General features: G+C 67.8%; 16 protein-coding genes. 9 read left to right on the forward strand and 7 right to left on the reverse strand.

Annotated elements, in window-relative coordinates; translation table 11 throughout:
* The first annotated feature begins 55 nt into the window (after positions 1-55).
* From EDC64_RS19800 to EDC64_RS19825, 6 genes are all read left to right on the forward strand, one after another.
* On the forward strand, positions 56-1,057 hold the full coding sequence (locus tag EDC64_RS19800) for a 2-hydroxyacid dehydrogenase (RefSeq protein WP_132034609.1): 1,002 nt from the start codon (positions 56-58) through the stop codon (positions 1,055-1,057).
* Positions 1,058-1,327: 270 nt separating this feature from the next.
* Positions 1,328-2,587: an aspartate kinase gene (locus EDC64_RS19805; protein WP_132034611.1), complete on the forward strand. Its 1,260-nt coding sequence runs from the start codon at positions 1,328-1,330 to the stop codon at positions 2,585-2,587.
* A 79-nt stretch (positions 2,588-2,666) separates the two neighbouring features.
* On the forward strand, positions 2,667-4,934 hold the full coding sequence (gene ptsP, locus EDC64_RS19810; protein WP_132034613.1) for a phosphoenolpyruvate--protein phosphotransferase: 2,268 nt from the start codon (positions 2,667-2,669) through the stop codon (positions 4,932-4,934).
* Positions 4,931-6,028 carry a peptide chain release factor 1 gene (gene prfA, locus EDC64_RS19815; RefSeq protein ID WP_132034615.1) on the forward strand — a complete coding sequence of 366 codons (1,098 nt, stop codon included), beginning with the start codon at positions 4,931-4,933 and terminating at the stop codon, positions 6,026-6,028. Before ptsP ends, prfA begins: the two co-directional genes overlap by 4 nt.
* 3 nt (positions 6,029-6,031) lie before the next feature.
* Entirely contained in the window at positions 6,032-6,892 is an 861-nt protein-coding gene (gene prmC, locus EDC64_RS19820) for a peptide chain release factor N(5)-glutamine methyltransferase (protein WP_132034617.1), read from the forward strand.
* Positions 6,893-7,614: 722 nt separating this feature from the next.
* On the forward strand, positions 7,615-8,679 hold the full coding sequence (locus EDC64_RS19825) for a DUF4167 domain-containing protein (RefSeq protein ID WP_245504796.1): 1,065 nt from the start codon (positions 7,615-7,617) through the stop codon (positions 8,677-8,679).
* 104 nt (positions 8,680-8,783) lie between these two features.
* Here EDC64_RS19825 and coaA read toward each other — a convergent pair whose 3' ends face one another.
* From coaA to hisB, 7 genes are read right to left on the reverse strand one after another with little or no spacing between them, the layout of a single operon-like run.
* Positions 8,784-9,749: a type I pantothenate kinase gene (coaA, locus tag EDC64_RS19830; protein WP_132034670.1), complete on the reverse strand. Its 966-nt coding sequence runs from the start codon at positions 9,747-9,749 to the stop codon at positions 8,784-8,786.
* A 23-nt stretch (positions 9,750-9,772) separates the two neighbouring features.
* The gene (locus EDC64_RS19835) at positions 9,773-10,096 is read right to left on the reverse strand and encodes a phosphoribosyl-ATP diphosphatase (RefSeq protein ID WP_132034621.1); all 324 of its coding nucleotides are present in this window, start codon (positions 10,094-10,096) and stop codon (positions 9,773-9,775) included.
* Positions 10,097-10,108: 12 nt separating this feature from the next.
* Positions 10,109-10,885, reverse strand: coding sequence for an imidazole glycerol phosphate synthase subunit HisF (gene hisF, locus EDC64_RS19840; RefSeq protein WP_132034623.1), 777 nt, complete (start codon positions 10,883-10,885; stop codon positions 10,109-10,111).
* Between the two features lie 2 nt (positions 10,886-10,887).
* A complete protein-coding gene (gene hisA, locus EDC64_RS19845) occupies positions 10,888-11,616 on the reverse strand; it encodes a 1-(5-phosphoribosyl)-5-[(5-phosphoribosylamino)methylideneamino]imidazole-4-carboxamide isomerase (protein WP_132034625.1) in 729 nt (242 codons plus the stop codon).
* Positions 11,613-12,260 (reverse strand): imidazole glycerol phosphate synthase subunit HisH, encoded by a 648-nt coding sequence (gene hisH / locus EDC64_RS19850; RefSeq protein ID WP_132034627.1) that lies wholly within the window; start codon positions 12,258-12,260, stop codon positions 11,613-11,615. Before hisH ends, hisA begins: the two co-directional genes overlap by 4 nt.
* Positions 12,257-12,742 (reverse strand): DUF2628 domain-containing protein, encoded by a 486-nt coding sequence (locus EDC64_RS19855; protein ID WP_132034629.1) that lies wholly within the window; start codon positions 12,740-12,742, stop codon positions 12,257-12,259. The genes hisH and EDC64_RS19855 overlap by 4 nt, the downstream gene beginning before the upstream one ends.
* A gap of 24 nt (positions 12,743-12,766) precedes the next feature.
* The gene (gene hisB / locus EDC64_RS19860; protein ID WP_132034631.1) at positions 12,767-13,360 is read right to left on the reverse strand and encodes an imidazoleglycerol-phosphate dehydratase HisB; all 594 of its coding nucleotides are present in this window, start codon (positions 13,358-13,360) and stop codon (positions 12,767-12,769) included.
* Positions 13,361-13,486: 126 nt separating this feature from the next.
* On the opposite strand from hisB, the gene EDC64_RS19865 reads away from it, so the two are divergent.
* The 3 genes from EDC64_RS19865 to hslV are packed head-to-tail and all read left to right on the forward strand — an operon-like array spanning position 13,487 to position 15,496.
* Positions 13,487-14,074 (forward strand): hypothetical protein, encoded by a 588-nt coding sequence (locus EDC64_RS19865; protein ID WP_132034633.1) that lies wholly within the window; start codon positions 13,487-13,489, stop codon positions 14,072-14,074.
* Between the two features lie 27 nt (positions 14,075-14,101).
* Entirely contained in the window at positions 14,102-14,896 is a 795-nt protein-coding gene (locus EDC64_RS19870) for an alpha/beta fold hydrolase (RefSeq protein ID WP_132034635.1), read from the forward strand.
* A gap of 57 nt (positions 14,897-14,953) precedes the next feature.
* Positions 14,954-15,496, forward strand: a complete 543-nt coding sequence (gene hslV / locus EDC64_RS19875; RefSeq protein ID WP_245504797.1) for an ATP-dependent protease subunit HslV — start codon at positions 14,954-14,956, stop codon at positions 15,494-15,496.
* Positions 15,497-15,583 lie beyond the last annotated feature (87 nt).

The following is a 15,583-nucleotide window of genomic DNA, read 5'->3' on the forward strand; positions in this document are numbered from 1 at the left end:
CCCGCCTCTCTGATAGACGGAACGAGAAGGGTTAAGAAACGGGGAACGGGAAGCCATGGCGCGTCGCAAACCGCTCGTCGTCGTCACGCGCAAATTGCCGGACATCGTCGAGACGCGCATGCGCGAATTGTTCGATGCGCGGCTCAATGTCGACGATGTGCCGATGGATGCGGCACAGCTCGCCGAGGCCGTCCGCGTCGCGGACGTGCTCGTCCCGACCGTGACCGATCGCATCGATTCCGCGCTGTTGTCGCATGCCGGCGAGAATCTGCGCCTGATCGCCTCGTTCTCGAACGGCATCGACCATATCGATGTGGCGAGCGCGCTCAATCGCGGCATTACCGTCACCAACACCCCCGCCGTCCTGACCGAAGACACCGCCGATCTGACCATGGCGCTGATCCTGGCGGTGCCGCGGCGCCTGACGGAAGGTGCGCAGGTGCTCGGCGGCGGCGAGGAGGAATGGAGCGGCTGGTCCCCCACTTGGATGCTCGGCCGGCGCATCTGGGGCAAGCGGCTCGGAATCATCGGCATGGGCCGGATCGGTCAGGCTGTGGCGCGGCGCGCCCGCGCGTTCGGCCTCCAGATCCATTATCACAATCGCCGGCCGCTGCCCCACGCCATCGAGGAAGCCTTGGAGGCGACCTATTGGGAAAGCCTCGATCAGATGCTCGCCCGGATGGACATCGTCTCGGTGAATTGCCCCCACACCCCCGCCACCTATCATCTGCTCTCGGCGCGCCGGCTCAAGCTCCTGAAGCGCGATGCCTATGTGGTGAACACGGCGCGCGGCGAAGTGATCGACGAAAATGCGTTGATCCGCATGCTGGAGGCCGGCGAGATCGCCGGCGCCGGGCTGGACGTGTTCGAGCACGAGCCGGCCGTGAGTCCGAAGCTGGTCCGCCTCGCCAAGCAAGGCAAGGTCGTTCTGCTGCCGCACATGGGGTCGGCGACCCTCGAAGGGCGGATCGACATGGGCGAGAAGGTGATCGTCAACATCAAGACCTTCATGGACGGCCATCGCCCGCCCGACCGGGTGCTGCCCTCCATGCTCTGAGCGGGACCCGTCCGTGGTCGTGCGACCGGGCTGCGACACCGGTTGCGGTCGCACCGGCCGCCCGCTATTTAGGCTCCCACTTCGCAAGACCCGGACGGACCATCGGCCGGGGAGGGGGAGAGATGTGGGTCCCGGCCATGACGAACGCTGCTTCGGCGCGCACCCCCTCGGGTCGCGGCGGGCTTCGCGCGCGAAAATGACGCAGCGCCCCGCGGGCTGACGCCCGCAGCCTTCCGACGACCCCTTCCTTTTTCGAGAGAGATACGAGCCATGGCTCGGCTGGTAATGAAGTTCGGCGGCACCTCCGTCGCCACCATCGACCGCATCCGCACTGTCGCGCGCCATGTGAAGCGCGAGGTGGCGGCGGGCTATGAGGTCGCCGTCGTGGTGTCCGCCATGTCGGGTAAAACCAACGAACTCGTCGGCTGGGTGCGCGAGGCCGCCACCCTGCACGATGCGCGCGAATACGACGCGGTGGTCGCCTCCGGCGAGCAGGTGACCTCCGGCCTCCTTGCCATCACCTTGCAGAACATGGGCATTTCGGCTCGCTCTTGGCTGGGTTGGCAGATCCCGATCGCAACCGACGACGCCCACGGCTCGGCCCGCATCCTGTCGATCGACGGCACCGCCCTCACCGACCGCATGGCGCAAAGCGAGGTGGCGGTGATCGCCGGCTTCCAGGGCATCCATCTGCCCTCGGGTCGGCTGACGACGCTCGGACGGGGCGGGTCGGACACCAGCGCCGTCGCCATCGCCGCGGCGATCGGTGCCGAACGGTGCGATATTTATACCGATGTCGACGGCGTCTACACGACCGATCCGAGAGTCGTGCCGCGCGCCCGCCGACTCGACAAGATCGCGTTCGAGGAAATGCTCGAAATGGCCTCTCTGGGGGCGAAGGTTCTCCAGGTGCGTTCGGTGGAACTCGCCATGGTGCATCAGGTCCGCACTTTCGTGCGGTCGAGCTTCGAGGACCCGGACGCGCCCCATATGGGGGCGGCGGAAGCGGCGGGCACGCTGATCTGTGACGAGGAGGAGATCGTGGCCAACCAGATGGAATCCCAGGTGGTGACCGGCATCGCCTTCGCCCGCGACGAGGCGCAGGTCTCGATCCGCCGCGTCGCCGACAAGCCCGGCATCGCCGCCGCCGTGTTCGGCCCGCTTGCCGACGCCCATATCAATGTCGACATGATCGTGCAGAACGTATCGGCTGACGGCTTTACGGACATCACCTTCACCGTCCCCACTGCCGATTTCGAGCGTGCCAAGGATGCGCTGGCAAAGGCGCGGGGCGCCATCGGCTACGAAACCCTCGAAGGCGAGGCGGACGTCGTGAAAGTCTCGGTCATCGGCATCGGCATGCGCTCGCATGCCGGTGTCGCTGCGGAAGCCTTCAAGGCACTGGCGGCAAAGGGGATCAATATCCGCGCCATCACCACGTCCGAGATCAAGATCTCGATCCTGATCGATGCGGCCTATACCGAGCTTGCGGTGCGGACTCTCCATTCGCTATACGGACTCGACAGCTGACTCTGATCCGGCGCGGGGGGCGCCAGCCGCGACCCAGCCGGGCCCGCGGTCCCCAGTCTACTCTTAAAGGATGCGGCCGATGCGTGGCGCGCTCGGCGGCCCCCGCGTACTTCTGAGGCGCCTCCGCGAGGTGATGGCGGAGCCGGTCAGCGCGCAGGACCGCCTGGACAAGATCGTGGTGTTGATCGCCGCCAATATGGTGGCGGAAGTCTGCTCGGTCTATGTGCTGCGCGTCGACCAGACGCTCGAACTCTATGCTACCGAGGGCTTGAACCGGGACGCAGTGCACCAGACTGTGATGCGGGTCAGCGAGGGTCTTGTCGGCCATGTGGCACGGGAAGCCGAGCCGGTCGCCATTTCCGACGCCCAGCACCATCCGGAATTTTCCTACCGCCCGGAAACCGGCGAAGAGATCTACAATTCCTTCCTCGGCGTGCCGATCCTGCGCGGCGGCAATACGCTCGGCGTCCTGGTGGTCCAGAACCGTGCCCGCCGCACATATGCCGAAGAGGAGATCGAGGCGCTCCAGACCACCGCCATGGTACTCGCCGAGATGATCGCTTCCGGCGAGTTGACCGTTCTGGCCAAGCCCGGCGCGGAGCCGGCGATCCGCCGCGCGGTGCATCTGAAGGGTGTCGCCCTTGCCGACGGTCTCGGCCTCGGCCATGTCGTGCTGCACGAGCCACGCATCGTCGTCACCAATGTGATCGCCGACGACGTGAATCGCGAAACCGCGCGGCTCGACGGCGCGATCGGCAAACTGCGCGCGTCGATCGACCTGCTGCTCGAGGATGACGGGCTCTCCAAGGCCGGCGAGCATCGCGAGATCCTCGAAGCCTACCGGATGTTCGCCCATGATCGCGGCTGGATGCACAAGATGCGCGAGGCGGTGCATACCGGCCTCACCGCCGAGGCCGCGGTCGAGCGCGTCCAGTCCGACACGCGCGCCCGGATTCTGCGCGCCTCCGATCCCTATCTGCGCGAGCGCCTGCACGATCTCGACGACCTCGCCAACCGTCTGCTGCGCGAACTGACCGGGAAGGGGCGCGGCGCGGACAGGCAGGATCTGCCGGAGAATGCCGTCATCTTCGCCCGCAACATGAGCCCGGCGGCCCTGCTGGACTACGACCGCAGCCGCATCCGCGGCCTCGTGCTCGAGGAGGGCAGCACCACCAGCCATGTCACGATCGTCGCCCGCGCCCTCGGTATTGCCGCGGTCGGGCAGGTGGAGAATGCCAGCGGTCTGGTCGAGCCCGGAGACCCCGTGATCGTCGACGGTCAGGCCGGAGAGGTGCATTTGCGCCCTCCCGGCGATGTCGAAGCGGCATACGCGGAAAAGGTGCGCTTCCGGGCCCGCCGCCAAGCGCAATATGCGGCGCTGCGCGATACGCCCTGCGTGACGCTGGACGGCGTCAAGATCGACCTGCATCTCAATGCCGGGCTCCTGGTCGATCTGCCGCACATTCCGGAGACGGGGGCCGCGGGCATCGGCCTGTTCCGCACCGAACTGCAGTTCATGATCGCCTCCACCTTTCCGCGCATCTCGGAGCAGCTGAAGCTCTACCGGGCGGTGCTCGATGCCGCCGGGGCGCGGCCGGTCACGTTTCGCACGCTCGATATCGGCGGCGACAAGGTGCTGCCTTATATGCGTGCCGTGGAGGAGGAAAATCCCGCTCTGGGGTGGCGCGCCATCCGCCTCGGGCTGGATCGGCCGGGCCTGTTGCGCAGCCAGGTGCGCGCCCTCCTGCGCGCCGGTGCGGGCCGCGAATTGCGCATCATGTTCCCGATGGTGGCCGCCGCAGGGGAGTTCGATCAGGCGCGCGCCATTCTCGAGCGCGAATTGACCCATTTGCGCCGCCATGGTCACGGCCTGCCGGAACGGGTGTTCGTCGGCGCCATGGTGGAGGTTCCCTCGCTGCTGTTCCAGCTGGACGAAATCCTCTCCCGGGTCGACTTTCTGTCGGTCGGCTCCAATGATCTGGTGCAGTTTCTGTTTGCCGCCGACCGGGGCAATGTGCGTGTCGCCGATCGGTTCGATCCGCTTTCCCCGCCGGCCCTGCGGGCGTTTCGTATGGTGGTGGAGGCCGGCGGCCGCCACGGCAAACCGGTGACGCTGTGCGGCGAGCTGGCCTCGCGCCCGCTCGAGGCGGTGGCTCTCGCCGCGCTCGGCTATCGCGCCCTGTCGCTCTCGCCGGCTGCCATCGGCCCCGTGAAGGCAACGCTGCTGAAGCTCGACGTGGGGGCCGCCCGTCAAATTCTTCTGCCCTTGATCGACGACATGTCGGGCCTGTCGGACGTGCGCGCCACCCTGCGCGCCTTTGCCGATCTCAGCGGACTACCCCTTTGAGCGCCGACGACGTCCTCTCGGGCCTTCCGCTCGCCAAGCTCGACCAATTGGTCGCCCGCCACGCTGAGGTCGAGGCGATGCTGGCGGCCGGGGCGGAGGGCGAGGAATATGTCCGGCTCGGTCGGGAATTCTCCGAACTGTCTCCGGTGGTCGAAGAGGTGCTGGCGCTGCGCGCTGCGGCACGCGACCTCGACGAGACCCGGGCCATGATGGCCGATCCCCGGACCGAGCCCGATATGCGGGCGCTCGCCGAAAGCGAAGAGCAGCGTCTCTTGTCGGAACTGGAGCGCCTCGGCGCGGCGGTGCGGATCGCGCTCCTGCCCAAGGATGCGATGGATGCGCGCGGGGTGATCCTCGAAGTGCGCGCCGGAACCGGCGGCGACGAGGCGGCTTTGTTCGCTGGCGATCTGTTCCGGATGTATGCCCGCTACGCCGCCGACAAGGGCTGGTCGGTGGAAATCCTGTCCGAGAGCGAGGGCACGATGGGCGGCTACAAGGAAATCATCGCTGCGATCCACGGCGCCGGCGCGTTCGCGCGGCTGAAATTCGAATCCGGCGTGCACCGCGTCCAGCGCGTCCCCGAGACCGAAGGGTCGGGGCGGATCCACACCTCGGCTGCGACGGTGGCTGTCCTCCCTGAGGCCGAGGACGTGGATGTCGACATCAATGAGAGCGACCTGCGCATCGACGTCTACCGCGCCCAGGGCGCGGGCGGACAGCATGTCAACAAGACCGAGAGCGCGGTGCGCATCACGCATCTGCCGACGGGCATCGTCGTCGCGGTGCAGGACGAGCGCTCGCAGCACCGCAACAAGGCGCGGGCTCTGTCGCTGCTGCGCGCCCGCATGCTGGACGAGGAGCGCCAGCGCGCCGAGGCGAGCCGCGCCGCCGACCGCCGCGGCCAAGTCGGTTCCGGCGATCGGTCGGAGCGGATCCGCACCTACAATTTCCCCCAGGGCCGCGTGACCGACCATCGCATCAACCTCACTTTGTACAAGTTGGAGGAGGTGATCGCCGGGATCGCGCTGGACGATATCGTCGACGCCCTCGTCACCACCCACCAGGCGGAGCTCATGGCTTCCGCCGAGGCCTGAGCCATGGCGATGCGCTCCGCTTTACGGCGCGACATGGCGGCACGATTGCGCGCCGCCGGCATTCCGGGCGCGGATCTCGATGCCCGCCTATTGACCGCCCACGCCCTCGACATTGCGGCGGCCGACCTCCTGATCGACCGGCCCGTGGCCCCGCACGAGGCGGCGCAGGCCGCGGCGTTGATGGCGCGCCGGCTGGCCGGCGAGCCGGTGGCGCGGATCCTCGGCGAAAAAGAATTCTGGAGCCTGCCCTTCGTGCTCGCGCCGGAGACGCTGGTGCCCCGTCCGGACACGGAAACCGTGGTCGAGGAGGCCCTGTCGGGCGTCTCCGACCGCTCCGCGCCGCTCTGCCTGCTCGATCTCGGCACGGGAAGCGGCGCGATCCTCGCGGCGCTTCTGACCGAGCTTCCAGGGGCTTTCGGCATCGGGGTGGACCGGGCGTTCGGCGCGGCCCGCGTGGCGCGCGACAATCTGGCGCGTCTCGGCCTCGGCGCCCGGACTGCGATCCTCGTCGGCGATTGGGCGGGGGCGCTCAAGCCGCGGTTCGACCTGGTGGTCTCGAATCCCCCTTATATCCGCAGCGACGCGATTGCCGGCCTCGACCGGGAGGTGCGGGAGCACGATCCGATCGACGCGCTCGATGGCGGCGCGGACGGGCTCCAAGCCTATCAGGCGATCGCACGAGACCTTCCGCGCCTGCTGGCACCTGGCGGACGTGTGGTGCTCGAACTCGGGGTCGGACAGGAAGATGCAGTGTCGGCATTGCTCGCGCAGTCCGGCCTCACGGTGTCGGCGGCGGCGCGGCGCGACCTCTCGGGCATTGCGCGCGCGCTTTCGGCCACGCTGCCGCTGGACGCGCCGGCTTGAGCAACGCCAACGAAACGCCGTGGAAACGGCCACGAAAAAATCGCTTGGAAGGGCGCGGCGAACTGGCTAGTGTCCTGTCCTAGGAGTCGAACCGATGCTTCGGCCGGTGGGAAGGACCACAGGGCTGGGGCGCGCTCCCGAAATCTGAAACGGATCATTCGGGTGTGCGAGGGGCAAGGCGGTGGCGCGCCGGGATCGTGCCGCGCGCTCCTTGACGGGACGATCACATTGCCAAGTCGCACGCGGGGCCGGAAGCGGTCGCACGTCGGGCGGGGGCTGACCGCGCGGAAGCGCGGAGCGGGGCGGATGGTCGAACGGATCCTTATTCTTCTCGAGGTGACGCACCGGGCGCTTCCCGGGCGGGTGGGTGCAGCCTGCCCGCAGTGTGCCGCCCCCGATTCAAGTGCTTGAATATGGTTGTCCTGCATCGCATCGATCTGGGGACCATGTGCGGAGCCGGGCTCGCGCAGGACAGACTGCTCGGGCGTCCGGTACCAGAATTGAACGACGGGCCCATCTGCCGGCCGGACGATGCCATCCGGATGGAACGGGTTCCAGCGGCCAGGGACGTCGCCTGCGGTCGAGAGCCGGTGCGCCACGTCTTGTCTTACCCGGCACCGGCAGGCGGCCTCGGTCGCTGCGCTTTTGCCGGCAGCTAACCGGTGGCGATGCCGCCGAGCGAGTAGAGAACGATCCAGATGAGAAATGGTCAGCAGAAGCGCATGCGCGGTCGGAACAACAACCGCCGTGGCTCCAATCCCCTGACGCGGGTTTACGAATCGAACGGTCCCGACGTGAAAGTGCGTGGCACCGCTCACCATATCGCCGAAAAATACCAGCAGCTCGCGCGGGATTCCCACTCCTCCGGGGATTACGTGGCGGCCGAGAATTATTATCAGCACGCCGAGCATTATCTGCGGCTCATCGCATCGCTGCAGGCGCAGTTCGCGCCTCAGCAGGGCTTCGGGCGTTCCGACGACGACCTCGACGACGATGACGGCGACGACGCGTCCGGCCTGGAATCGCCGCAGCCCTATCAGCGCGAGACCTTCCAGCCACGCGAGCCGTTCCAGCAGCGGGATGCGTATCAGCCGCGCGAACAATATGCGCCGCGTGAGCCCCGCCAGGCCCGCGACGACCGGGGTCAGCGCGACGATCGGGGTCAGCGGGACGACCGGGGTCAGCGGGACGACCGGGGCCAGCGGGACGATCGGGGTCAGCGGGACGATCGTGGCCAACGGGATGATCGCGGCCCGCGTGAAGATCGCGCGCCGCGCATGGAAGGTGGCCGGGACACGCGCCAGAACGCCCAACCCCGCCGCCCGCGCGGCGAGGAGGAGACGGGCGAAGGCGCGCCGCAGCGCGAATATCGCGGGCGCCGCGAGGATGAGGGAAGCGGCTTTCAGCCGCGCCCGCCGCGCGAGGAGCGTGCCCCGCGTCCCGAACGGGCCGAGCGTCCTGAACGTGTGGAGCGTCCGGAGCGGGCCGAGCGGGTGAACGAGCGTCCCGAGAGATTGGCCCCGCAGGACGAGCCGCCGCTCGGCCTGCCCTCTTTCATCACGGGAGGCCTCCGGCCCGAAGGACGTGAGCCCGTGGTCGAAGCCGAACGGGTCGAGGCGGCGCCGGTCGAGGCGACGCCGGCCGCAGCTGCGGCGCCGGAAGGCGAGGATGCCGTGGCGAGCGCACCCGTCGCCCGCCGCCGTCGGGCCCGTTATCGCCGGGCTGAGCCCGCGGAGGGGGCAGAAGAAGCAACAGCGGCCGCCGAGCAGCCGTCTTTCGGAGAATAAGCGCGCGACGCTTATGCCGGAAATGAAGTCGGGCGGAATCGCGACGCGGTTCCGCCCGATTGCGTCGCGGGGCGGGAGCGCAAAGGTCGCGCCCTCCCACACCGTCAGAGTTTGCGGAGGCTGACCTCGGCGACCTCGTGGTCGCCGGCTTTGCGCAGGATGAGGTCCGCGCGCTGCCGTGTCGGCAGGACGTTTTCCTGTAGGTTCGGCAGGTTGATGCGGTTCCAGATCGACAGCGCCGTGGCGCGCGCCTCGGCATCGGTCAGCTTCGAATAGCGATGGAAGTAGGACAGGGGATCGCGGAATGCGGTTTCCCGCAACCGCATGAAGCGCTCGACATACCAGCGCTCCAGAACCTCGTCGTCGGCATCGATATAGACCGAGAAATCGAAGAAGTCGGAGACGAAGGGGATGCCCGTCCCGTCGCGCGGCGGCCGCCCGGTCTGCAGCACGTTCAGCCCTTCGACGATCAGAATGTCCGGGCGGTCCACTTCGACGCTCTGATCGGGCATCACGTCATAGAAGAAGTGGCTGTAGAGCGGGGCGCGCACCGGCCGGCGGCCGGCCTTGATGTCGGTGAGGAAGCGCAGCAGCAGGGGCAGATCGTAGCTTTCCGGGAACCCCTTCTTCTCCATCAGCCCCTCGCGCTCCAGCACGGCATTGGGCAGGAGAAAGCCGTCGGTGGTCACGAGGTCGACCTTGGGCGTGTTCGGCCATCGGGCGAGCAACGCCTGGAGCACGCGGGCGGTGGTCGACTTGCCGGCCGCGACCGATCCGGCGACGCCGATAATATAGGGCATCTTCCCGTCGCCATTGGTGTGGCCATGGTCGAGGAAGTGGCTCATCGCGCGGAACAGCTTCTGGGTCGCGCCGACATAGAGCGAGAGCAGGCGGGACAGCGGGAGGTAGATTTCCTCCACCTCGTTCATGGACAGGCTGTCGTTCAGCCCTTGGAGCCGGGCGATCTCGTCGGGCCGCAGCGTCATGGGCGTGTCCTGGCGGAGCGTCGCCCATTCGTCGCGCAGGAAGGTCCGATACGGCGAAAGGCCATAGCCGACGCGCTGGTCCATCATCTGCTTTCCCGGCATCCGACTCAGCCTCGCGCCGCCTTTTCCGCCAGTCCGGATTGCCGGGTGCGTCGCCCCAACTCGGCATGCACCTCCTCCAGGGCGATCCCGCGCGCATGGAGCAGCACGGCAAGATGATACAGCAGGTCGGCGGTTTCGCCGACCATTGCCGCGTGGTCCCCCGACAAAGCGGCGATCACCGTCTCCACGGCTTCCTCGCCCAGCTTCTGCGCGCATTTCGCGACGCCCTTGTCGAGCAGGGAGCGGGTATAAGAGGACCCGGCATCGGCGGCCGCCCGCTCCGCGACGATGCGCTGGAGCTCCTGGAGGGTGACGTGCGCCTCAGCCATGTTCCGCTCCCGTCACAGGTCGAGCCGGACCGGGAGGCCGGCCGCGGCAAGACACTCCTTGGCCTCGCGCACCGTAAAGGCGCCGAAATGGAAGATCGAAGCGGCGAGAACCGCCGAGGCCCCGCCGTCCCGGATGCCCGCCACCATGTGGTCCAGCGTGCCCACCCCGCCCGAGGCGATCACCGGAACATGCACCGCATCGGCAACCGCGCGGGTCAGCGCGGTGTCGAAGCCGAGGCCGGTGCCGTCGCGGTCCATCGAGGTCAACAGGATTTCCCCGGCGCCGAGGTCCACGACCTCGCGGGCAAACTCCACCGCGTCGAGGCCGGTCGGCTTGCGTCCGCCATGGGTGAAGATCTCCCAACGGTCGCTTTCCCCAGGGGCACTCACCTTCTTGGCGTCGATGGCGACGACGATGCATTGCTCGCCGAACTTCTCCGCGGCTTCTCCCACGAAGGCGCGGCGGTTCACGGCGGCGGTGTTGATGGAGACCTTGTCGGCACCGGCATGAAGCAGCGTGCGCACATCATCCACGGTGCGCACCCCGCCGCCGACCGTCAACGGCATGAAGCATTGCTCGGCGGTGCGCTGCACGACATCGAGGATGGTGCCGCGATCCTCGTGGCTGGCCGTGATGTCGAGGAAGGTGAGTTCGTCGGCGCCGGCCGCATCATAGGCCCGCGCCGCTTCCACGGGATCGCCGGCATCGCGGAGGTCGACGAATTGGACGCCTTTGACGACGCGGCCGTCCTTGACGTCGAGGCAAGGAATGACGCGGACTTTCAACATGCTCAGCGGCCCGCCACGAGGCCGAGCGCGGCCTGCGGATCGAGCCGTCCGTCATAGAGCGCGCGCCCGGTGATCGCGCCGGCCAGCTTGCGCGCCCTGGGCTCCAGCAGGGCTTCCACGTCCTTCAGCGAGGCGAGACCACCCGAGGCGATGACCGGGATCGTGACCGCGTCGGCGAGCGCGACAGTGGCCTCGATATTGAGGCCCTTCATCAGTCCGTCGCGGGCGATGTCGGTATAGATCAGGGCCGCCACGCCGGCGTCCTCGAACCGGCGCGCGATGTCGTGCGCCGGCACGTCCGACGTCTCGGCCCAGCCCTGCACCGCCACCCGACCGTCGCGCGCGTCGAGCCCGACCGCGACCCGGCCCGGATGCGCGCGCGCCGCCTGCTTCACGAGGTCCGGATCGCGCACCGCCGCGGTGCCGAGGATGACGCGGGTCACGCCCTTTTCGAGCCAGGCCTCGATCGTGGCGAGATCGCGGATGCCGCCGCCGAGCTGAACCGGGATCGATACGGTTTCCAAAATCCGCTCCACCGCCGCCGCGTTCACCGGGCGGCCGGCAAAGGCGCCGTCGAGATCGACCAGATGGAGATAGCGGAAGCCGATCGCCTCGAATTCCGCCGCTTGGCCGGCGGGGTCGCGGTTGAACACGGTGGCGCGCGCCATGTCGCCCTGTTCCAGGCGCACGGCGAGGCCGTCCTTCAGATCGATGGCGGGAAACAGGATCACGGGTGCCACTTCAGGAAATTGGCGAGAAGCGCAAGGCCCAGCGTCTGGCTCTTCTCGGGATGAAACTGGGTTCCGGCCACATTGTCACGCGCGACGACGGCGGTGAGCGTGCCGCCATAGTCGGTGGTCGCCACGAGATCGTCCGGGTCGGCGAGCCGCATGTGGTAGGAATGGACGAAATAAGCGTGCAGCCCGTCGCCTCCGGTCGGGATGCCGGCGAGAAGCGGGTGGGGGCGCGCGAGGGTGAGCGTGTTCCATCCCATGTGCGGGATCTTCAGGGCCGGATCTGACGGCGCGATGCGATCGACCACGCCGCCGATCCAGCCGAGGCCGGAATGCGCGCCGTGTTCGAGGCCGGTCTCGGCAAGGAGCTGGAGACCGACGCAGATGCCGAGAAAGGGGCGGCCCTTTTCATGTACCGCCTCGTCCAGCGCCGCCACCATTCCGGGAACCGCATGGAGCCCCCTTCGGCAATCGGCGAATGCGCCGACGCCGGGAAGGACGATGCGGTCGGCGGTGCGCACCACGTCCGGGTCGCTGGTCACGGCCACCCGGGCGGCTCCGGTCTGCGCCGCCGCCCGCTCCAGCGCCTTGGCGGCCGAATGCAGGTTTCCCGAGCCGTAATCGACGATCGCGACGGTCATGAGGGACGCGGCTCCATGAAGGAGCCGATCACGCCCACCTGGCCGCCACCGGGGCGGCCGGCGGGACGCGGCGCAGCCTGCAAGGGCGTGGGCCGCTGAGGGGGCGCGGCCGCATCGAGGTCGCGCGCAAAGAAGCGCCGCTCCGCGGCGTCACGGTCGCGCGCCACCACGGCGCCGGCCTCACGATAGCCGATGCGGCGCAGTTTCCAGGCGCGCAGGGCCGGCAATTCCAATGCGACGATCAAGTGGAGGCCGGCTGTGATCGCGAATTCCAAGAGAGCCGGCATCCCGATCAGGCGCGCGGCCGCCTCGCTCGCTCCGGCGATCAATGCGTAAGCGAGCAGCGCCAGCCACAGCCGGAAGCGCAGCAAAGCCAGCGGCGCAAACAGCAGGGCGGCGAAGGACAGTCCCTCGCGGACGAACACCGCGTTTCCGCCCCGGTCCGTGACCGTCGGCTTGATGAATACGTTCCAGATCGCCATGCCCGTCTCCGTCCGACCTCTCGGTCACACCCCCAGGGCGCCCTTGGTGGATGGAATTTCGCCGGCCGCCGCAGGGTCGATGGCGAGCGCCGTGCGCAATGCCCGGGCGAGCCCCTTGAAGCAACTTTCGGCGATGTGGTGGCTGTTCTCCCCGTAGAGGGTCTCGACATGCAGCGTCACCCCCGCATTCGAGGCGAAGGCCTGGAAAAATTCCCGCACCAGCTCGGTATCGAAGGTGCCGATCTGCGGCGTAGGAAACCGCGTCCGGAACACCAGGAAGGGACGGCCCGAAACGTCGAGCGCGACGCGCGTCAAGGTCTCATCCATCGGCAGGTGCACATCGGCATAGCGCACGATGCCGCGCATGTCGCCGAGCGCGCGCCGCACGGCTTGGCCGAGCACGATGCCGACATCCTCGGTCGTGTGGTGAAAGTCGACATGGAGGTCGCCTTCGGCCGTCACATCGAGATCGAACCGGGCGTGGCGGGCGAGCAGATCCAGCATGTGATCGAGGAAGCCGATCCCGGTAGACGCGCGCGACCGACCCGTCCCGTCGAGGTCGAGGGACAGGCGCACTTTCGTCTCTTTGGTTTCGCGAACGATTTCGGCTGTCCGCATGGAAGTCCTCCAAGGCCGCGCCTTCTAGCAGGTCGCGTGGTGCAACGCCATATGGCCGCGCGATGACGCTCTCGCGCCTTGCAGGACGCCGGCCGACATCCTACACGGCCATGAGGCGGGGGCGAGATGACGACCGGACACGATCCGCAGGTCTATTTTCATGTGCGCGTGGTCATGGGCATGGTCCTGGGCCTGAGCGTCGCGCGGCTGCTCAGCGGCTTCGCCAAATTCATCCAGCATCCGCAGGAGCATCAGGCCAACCCGCTGCATCTCGGCTGGGCCGCGAGCACCCTTCTCGGCTGCGTGCTGTTCTGGTGGTGGGAATACCGGCTCGCCGAAATTGGCACCTGGACCTTCTTCATCTACCTGTTCGTGCTCATCTATTGCAGCCTGTTCTATTTTATGTGCGTGATCCTGTTTCCGGATCATCTCGGGGAATATCCCAGCTATCGCGCCTATTTTTACGCCAAACGCCCTTGGTTCTTCGGCATCCTCGCCTTCTCGTACGTCATGGATGTCGGCGACACGTTTCTGAAGGGACAGGATTATGTCGCGATGGTGGGGCTGGTGGATGGCGTCGAGGCGGCGGTCATGGGGGCGGGGTGCCTCGTCGCCATGCGGACGCGGAACCCGAACTTCCACGGCGCTTTCCTTATTCTGACGCTGGTGGGCCAGTGCTTTTGGATCGGCTGGCTCCTCAATCCCACGAGCTGACACCGAGACCCGAGCGGGAGGCTGCCGATGGACCGCTTCGCATCCAATGACGGGATCGACCTCGCTTATGATCTGGAGGGACGTGGCCCGCCGCTGCTGATCATTGGCGGGCTCGCCGCCGACCGCATCTTCTGGGCGCTCGCCCGGCCGCTCCTGTCCGATTTCACCACGCTGTGTTTCGACAATCGCGATGCCGGCGCGAGCGGGCGCGCCGAAAGCGCGTACAACGTCGCCGACATGGCGCGCGACGCTTTGGCGGTGATGGACGCGGCCGGCTGGGAAAAGGCCCATGTGCTCGGCCATTCGCTCGGCGGGGCGATCGCGCAGGAACTCGCCCTCCTGGCGCCGGAGCGGGTGGACAGCCTGATCCTCGCCAACACGCTCGCGCATCAGGACGGCTATACGCGCGGCCTGCTCGCCCTTTTGACCCGGCTGCGGCGCGAACTGGCGGACGAGGTGACCTTCGTCTCGACACTGGCGACCTTCACCCTCGGGCGCGCGACCTTGGCGACCGCCTCGCTGGACGCCATCGCGCGGCAGGCGCTCGCCACGAGCCCGCTTCAGGAAATTGCCGCGTTCGAGCGGCAGGCGGCGGCGTGCCGCGGGGTCGATACCCTCGCCCGGATCGGTGCCATTCAGGCCCGCACCCTCGTCCTGGCGACCCCCGACGACCGTTTTTTCGCGCCGGTTTTCGCCCGCCGTATCGCGGATGCGATCCCCGGCGCACGCCTCCAGGACATTCCCTTGTCCGGCCATTGCCCGATGATCGAGGTCCCCGACGCCTTCGCCAAGGCGGTGCGCGATTTCCTCGTCGTGGCATGAGGAGCGTTGCGTCCCGGCCGGAACGACTTAAGTAAAGGCTCCGCCATGGAGCCGCGCATGCATTCTCCCGATACCATTTACGGCACCACCATCGTCTCGGTCCGCAAAGGCGGCCGCGTCGCCATTGCCGGCGACGGCCAGGTGACGCTCGGCCAGACGGTGTTGAAGTCCAATGCCCGAAAGGTCCGCAGGCTCGGCAAAGGCGACGTGATCGGCGGCTTTGCGGGCGCCACGGCCGACGCCTTCACGCTGTTCGAGCGGCTCGAGACCAAGCTCGAACAATATCCCGGCCAGCTCCAGCGCGCCGCCGTCGAACTGGCCAAGGATTGGCGCACCGACCGCTATCTGCGCCGGCTGGAGGCGATGATGATCGTCGCGGACGCGAATGTTTCCCTCGTGCTGACCGGCACCGGCGACGTGCTGGAGCCGGAAGCGGGGGTCGCGGGCATCGGCTCCGGAGGCATGTATGCCCTCGCGGCGGCGCGTGCGCTGCTCGACCGGGAGGAGGAGCCGGAAGCGATCGTGCGCCGGGCACTGGAGATCGCCGCCGACATCTGCGTCTATACCAACCGCAATATCGTCGTGGAGACGGTCGGCTGAACGCGATGAATTCCGCTTGTTTGTTCTCCGGCAATTCGATGCCGGTCGATCTCTTTCGCGGCGCGGTGGCGCGGACGGATTCCGGCT

Origin of the sequence: Aquabacter spiritensis, assembly GCF_004346185.1 — a bacterium.
In the GTDB taxonomy this organism is placed as follows: Bacteria; Pseudomonadota; Alphaproteobacteria; order Rhizobiales; family Xanthobacteraceae; genus Aquabacter; species Aquabacter spiritensis.

Coding starts and splice junctions, on each gene's coding strand:
- EDC64_RS19800 (WP_132034609.1), top strand. CDS start 56: ATGGCGCGTCGCAAACCGCTCGTCGTCGTCACGCGCAAATTGCCGGAC.
- EDC64_RS19805 (WP_132034611.1), top strand. CDS start 1,328: ATGGCTCGGCTGGTAATGAAGTTCGGCGGCACCTCCGTCGCCACCATC.
- ptsP (WP_132034613.1), top strand. CDS start 2,667: ATGCGTGGCGCGCTCGGCGGCCCCCGCGTACTTCTGAGGCGCCTCCGC.
- prmC (WP_132034617.1), top strand. CDS start 6,032: ATGGCGATGCGCTCCGCTTTACGGCGCGACATGGCGGCACGATTGCGC.
- EDC64_RS19825 (WP_245504796.1), top strand. CDS start 7,615: ATGCGCGGTCGGAACAACAACCGCCGTGGCTCCAATCCCCTGACGCGG.
- coaA (WP_132034670.1), bottom strand. CDS start 9,749: ATGGACCAGCGCGTCGGCTATGGCCTTTCGCCGTATCGGACCTTCCTG.
- EDC64_RS19835 (WP_132034621.1), bottom strand. CDS start 10,096: ATGGCTGAGGCGCACGTCACCCTCCAGGAGCTCCAGCGCATCGTCGCG.
- hisF (WP_132034623.1), bottom strand. CDS start 10,885: ATGTTGAAAGTCCGCGTCATTCCTTGCCTCGACGTCAAGGACGGCCGC.
- hisH (WP_132034627.1), bottom strand. CDS start 12,260: ATGACCGTCGCGATCGTCGATTACGGCTCGGGAAACCTGCATTCGGCC.
- EDC64_RS19855 (WP_132034629.1), bottom strand. CDS start 12,742: ATGGCGATCTGGAACGTATTCATCAAGCCGACGGTCACGGACCGGGGC.
- hisB (WP_132034631.1), bottom strand. CDS start 13,360: ATGCGGACAGCCGAAATCGTTCGCGAAACCAAAGAGACGAAAGTGCGC.
- EDC64_RS19865 (WP_132034633.1), top strand. CDS start 13,487: ATGACGACCGGACACGATCCGCAGGTCTATTTTCATGTGCGCGTGGTC.
- EDC64_RS19870 (WP_132034635.1), top strand. CDS start 14,102: ATGGACCGCTTCGCATCCAATGACGGGATCGACCTCGCTTATGATCTG.
- hslV (WP_245504797.1), top strand. CDS start 14,954: ATGCATTCTCCCGATACCATTTACGGCACCACCATCGTCTCGGTCCGC.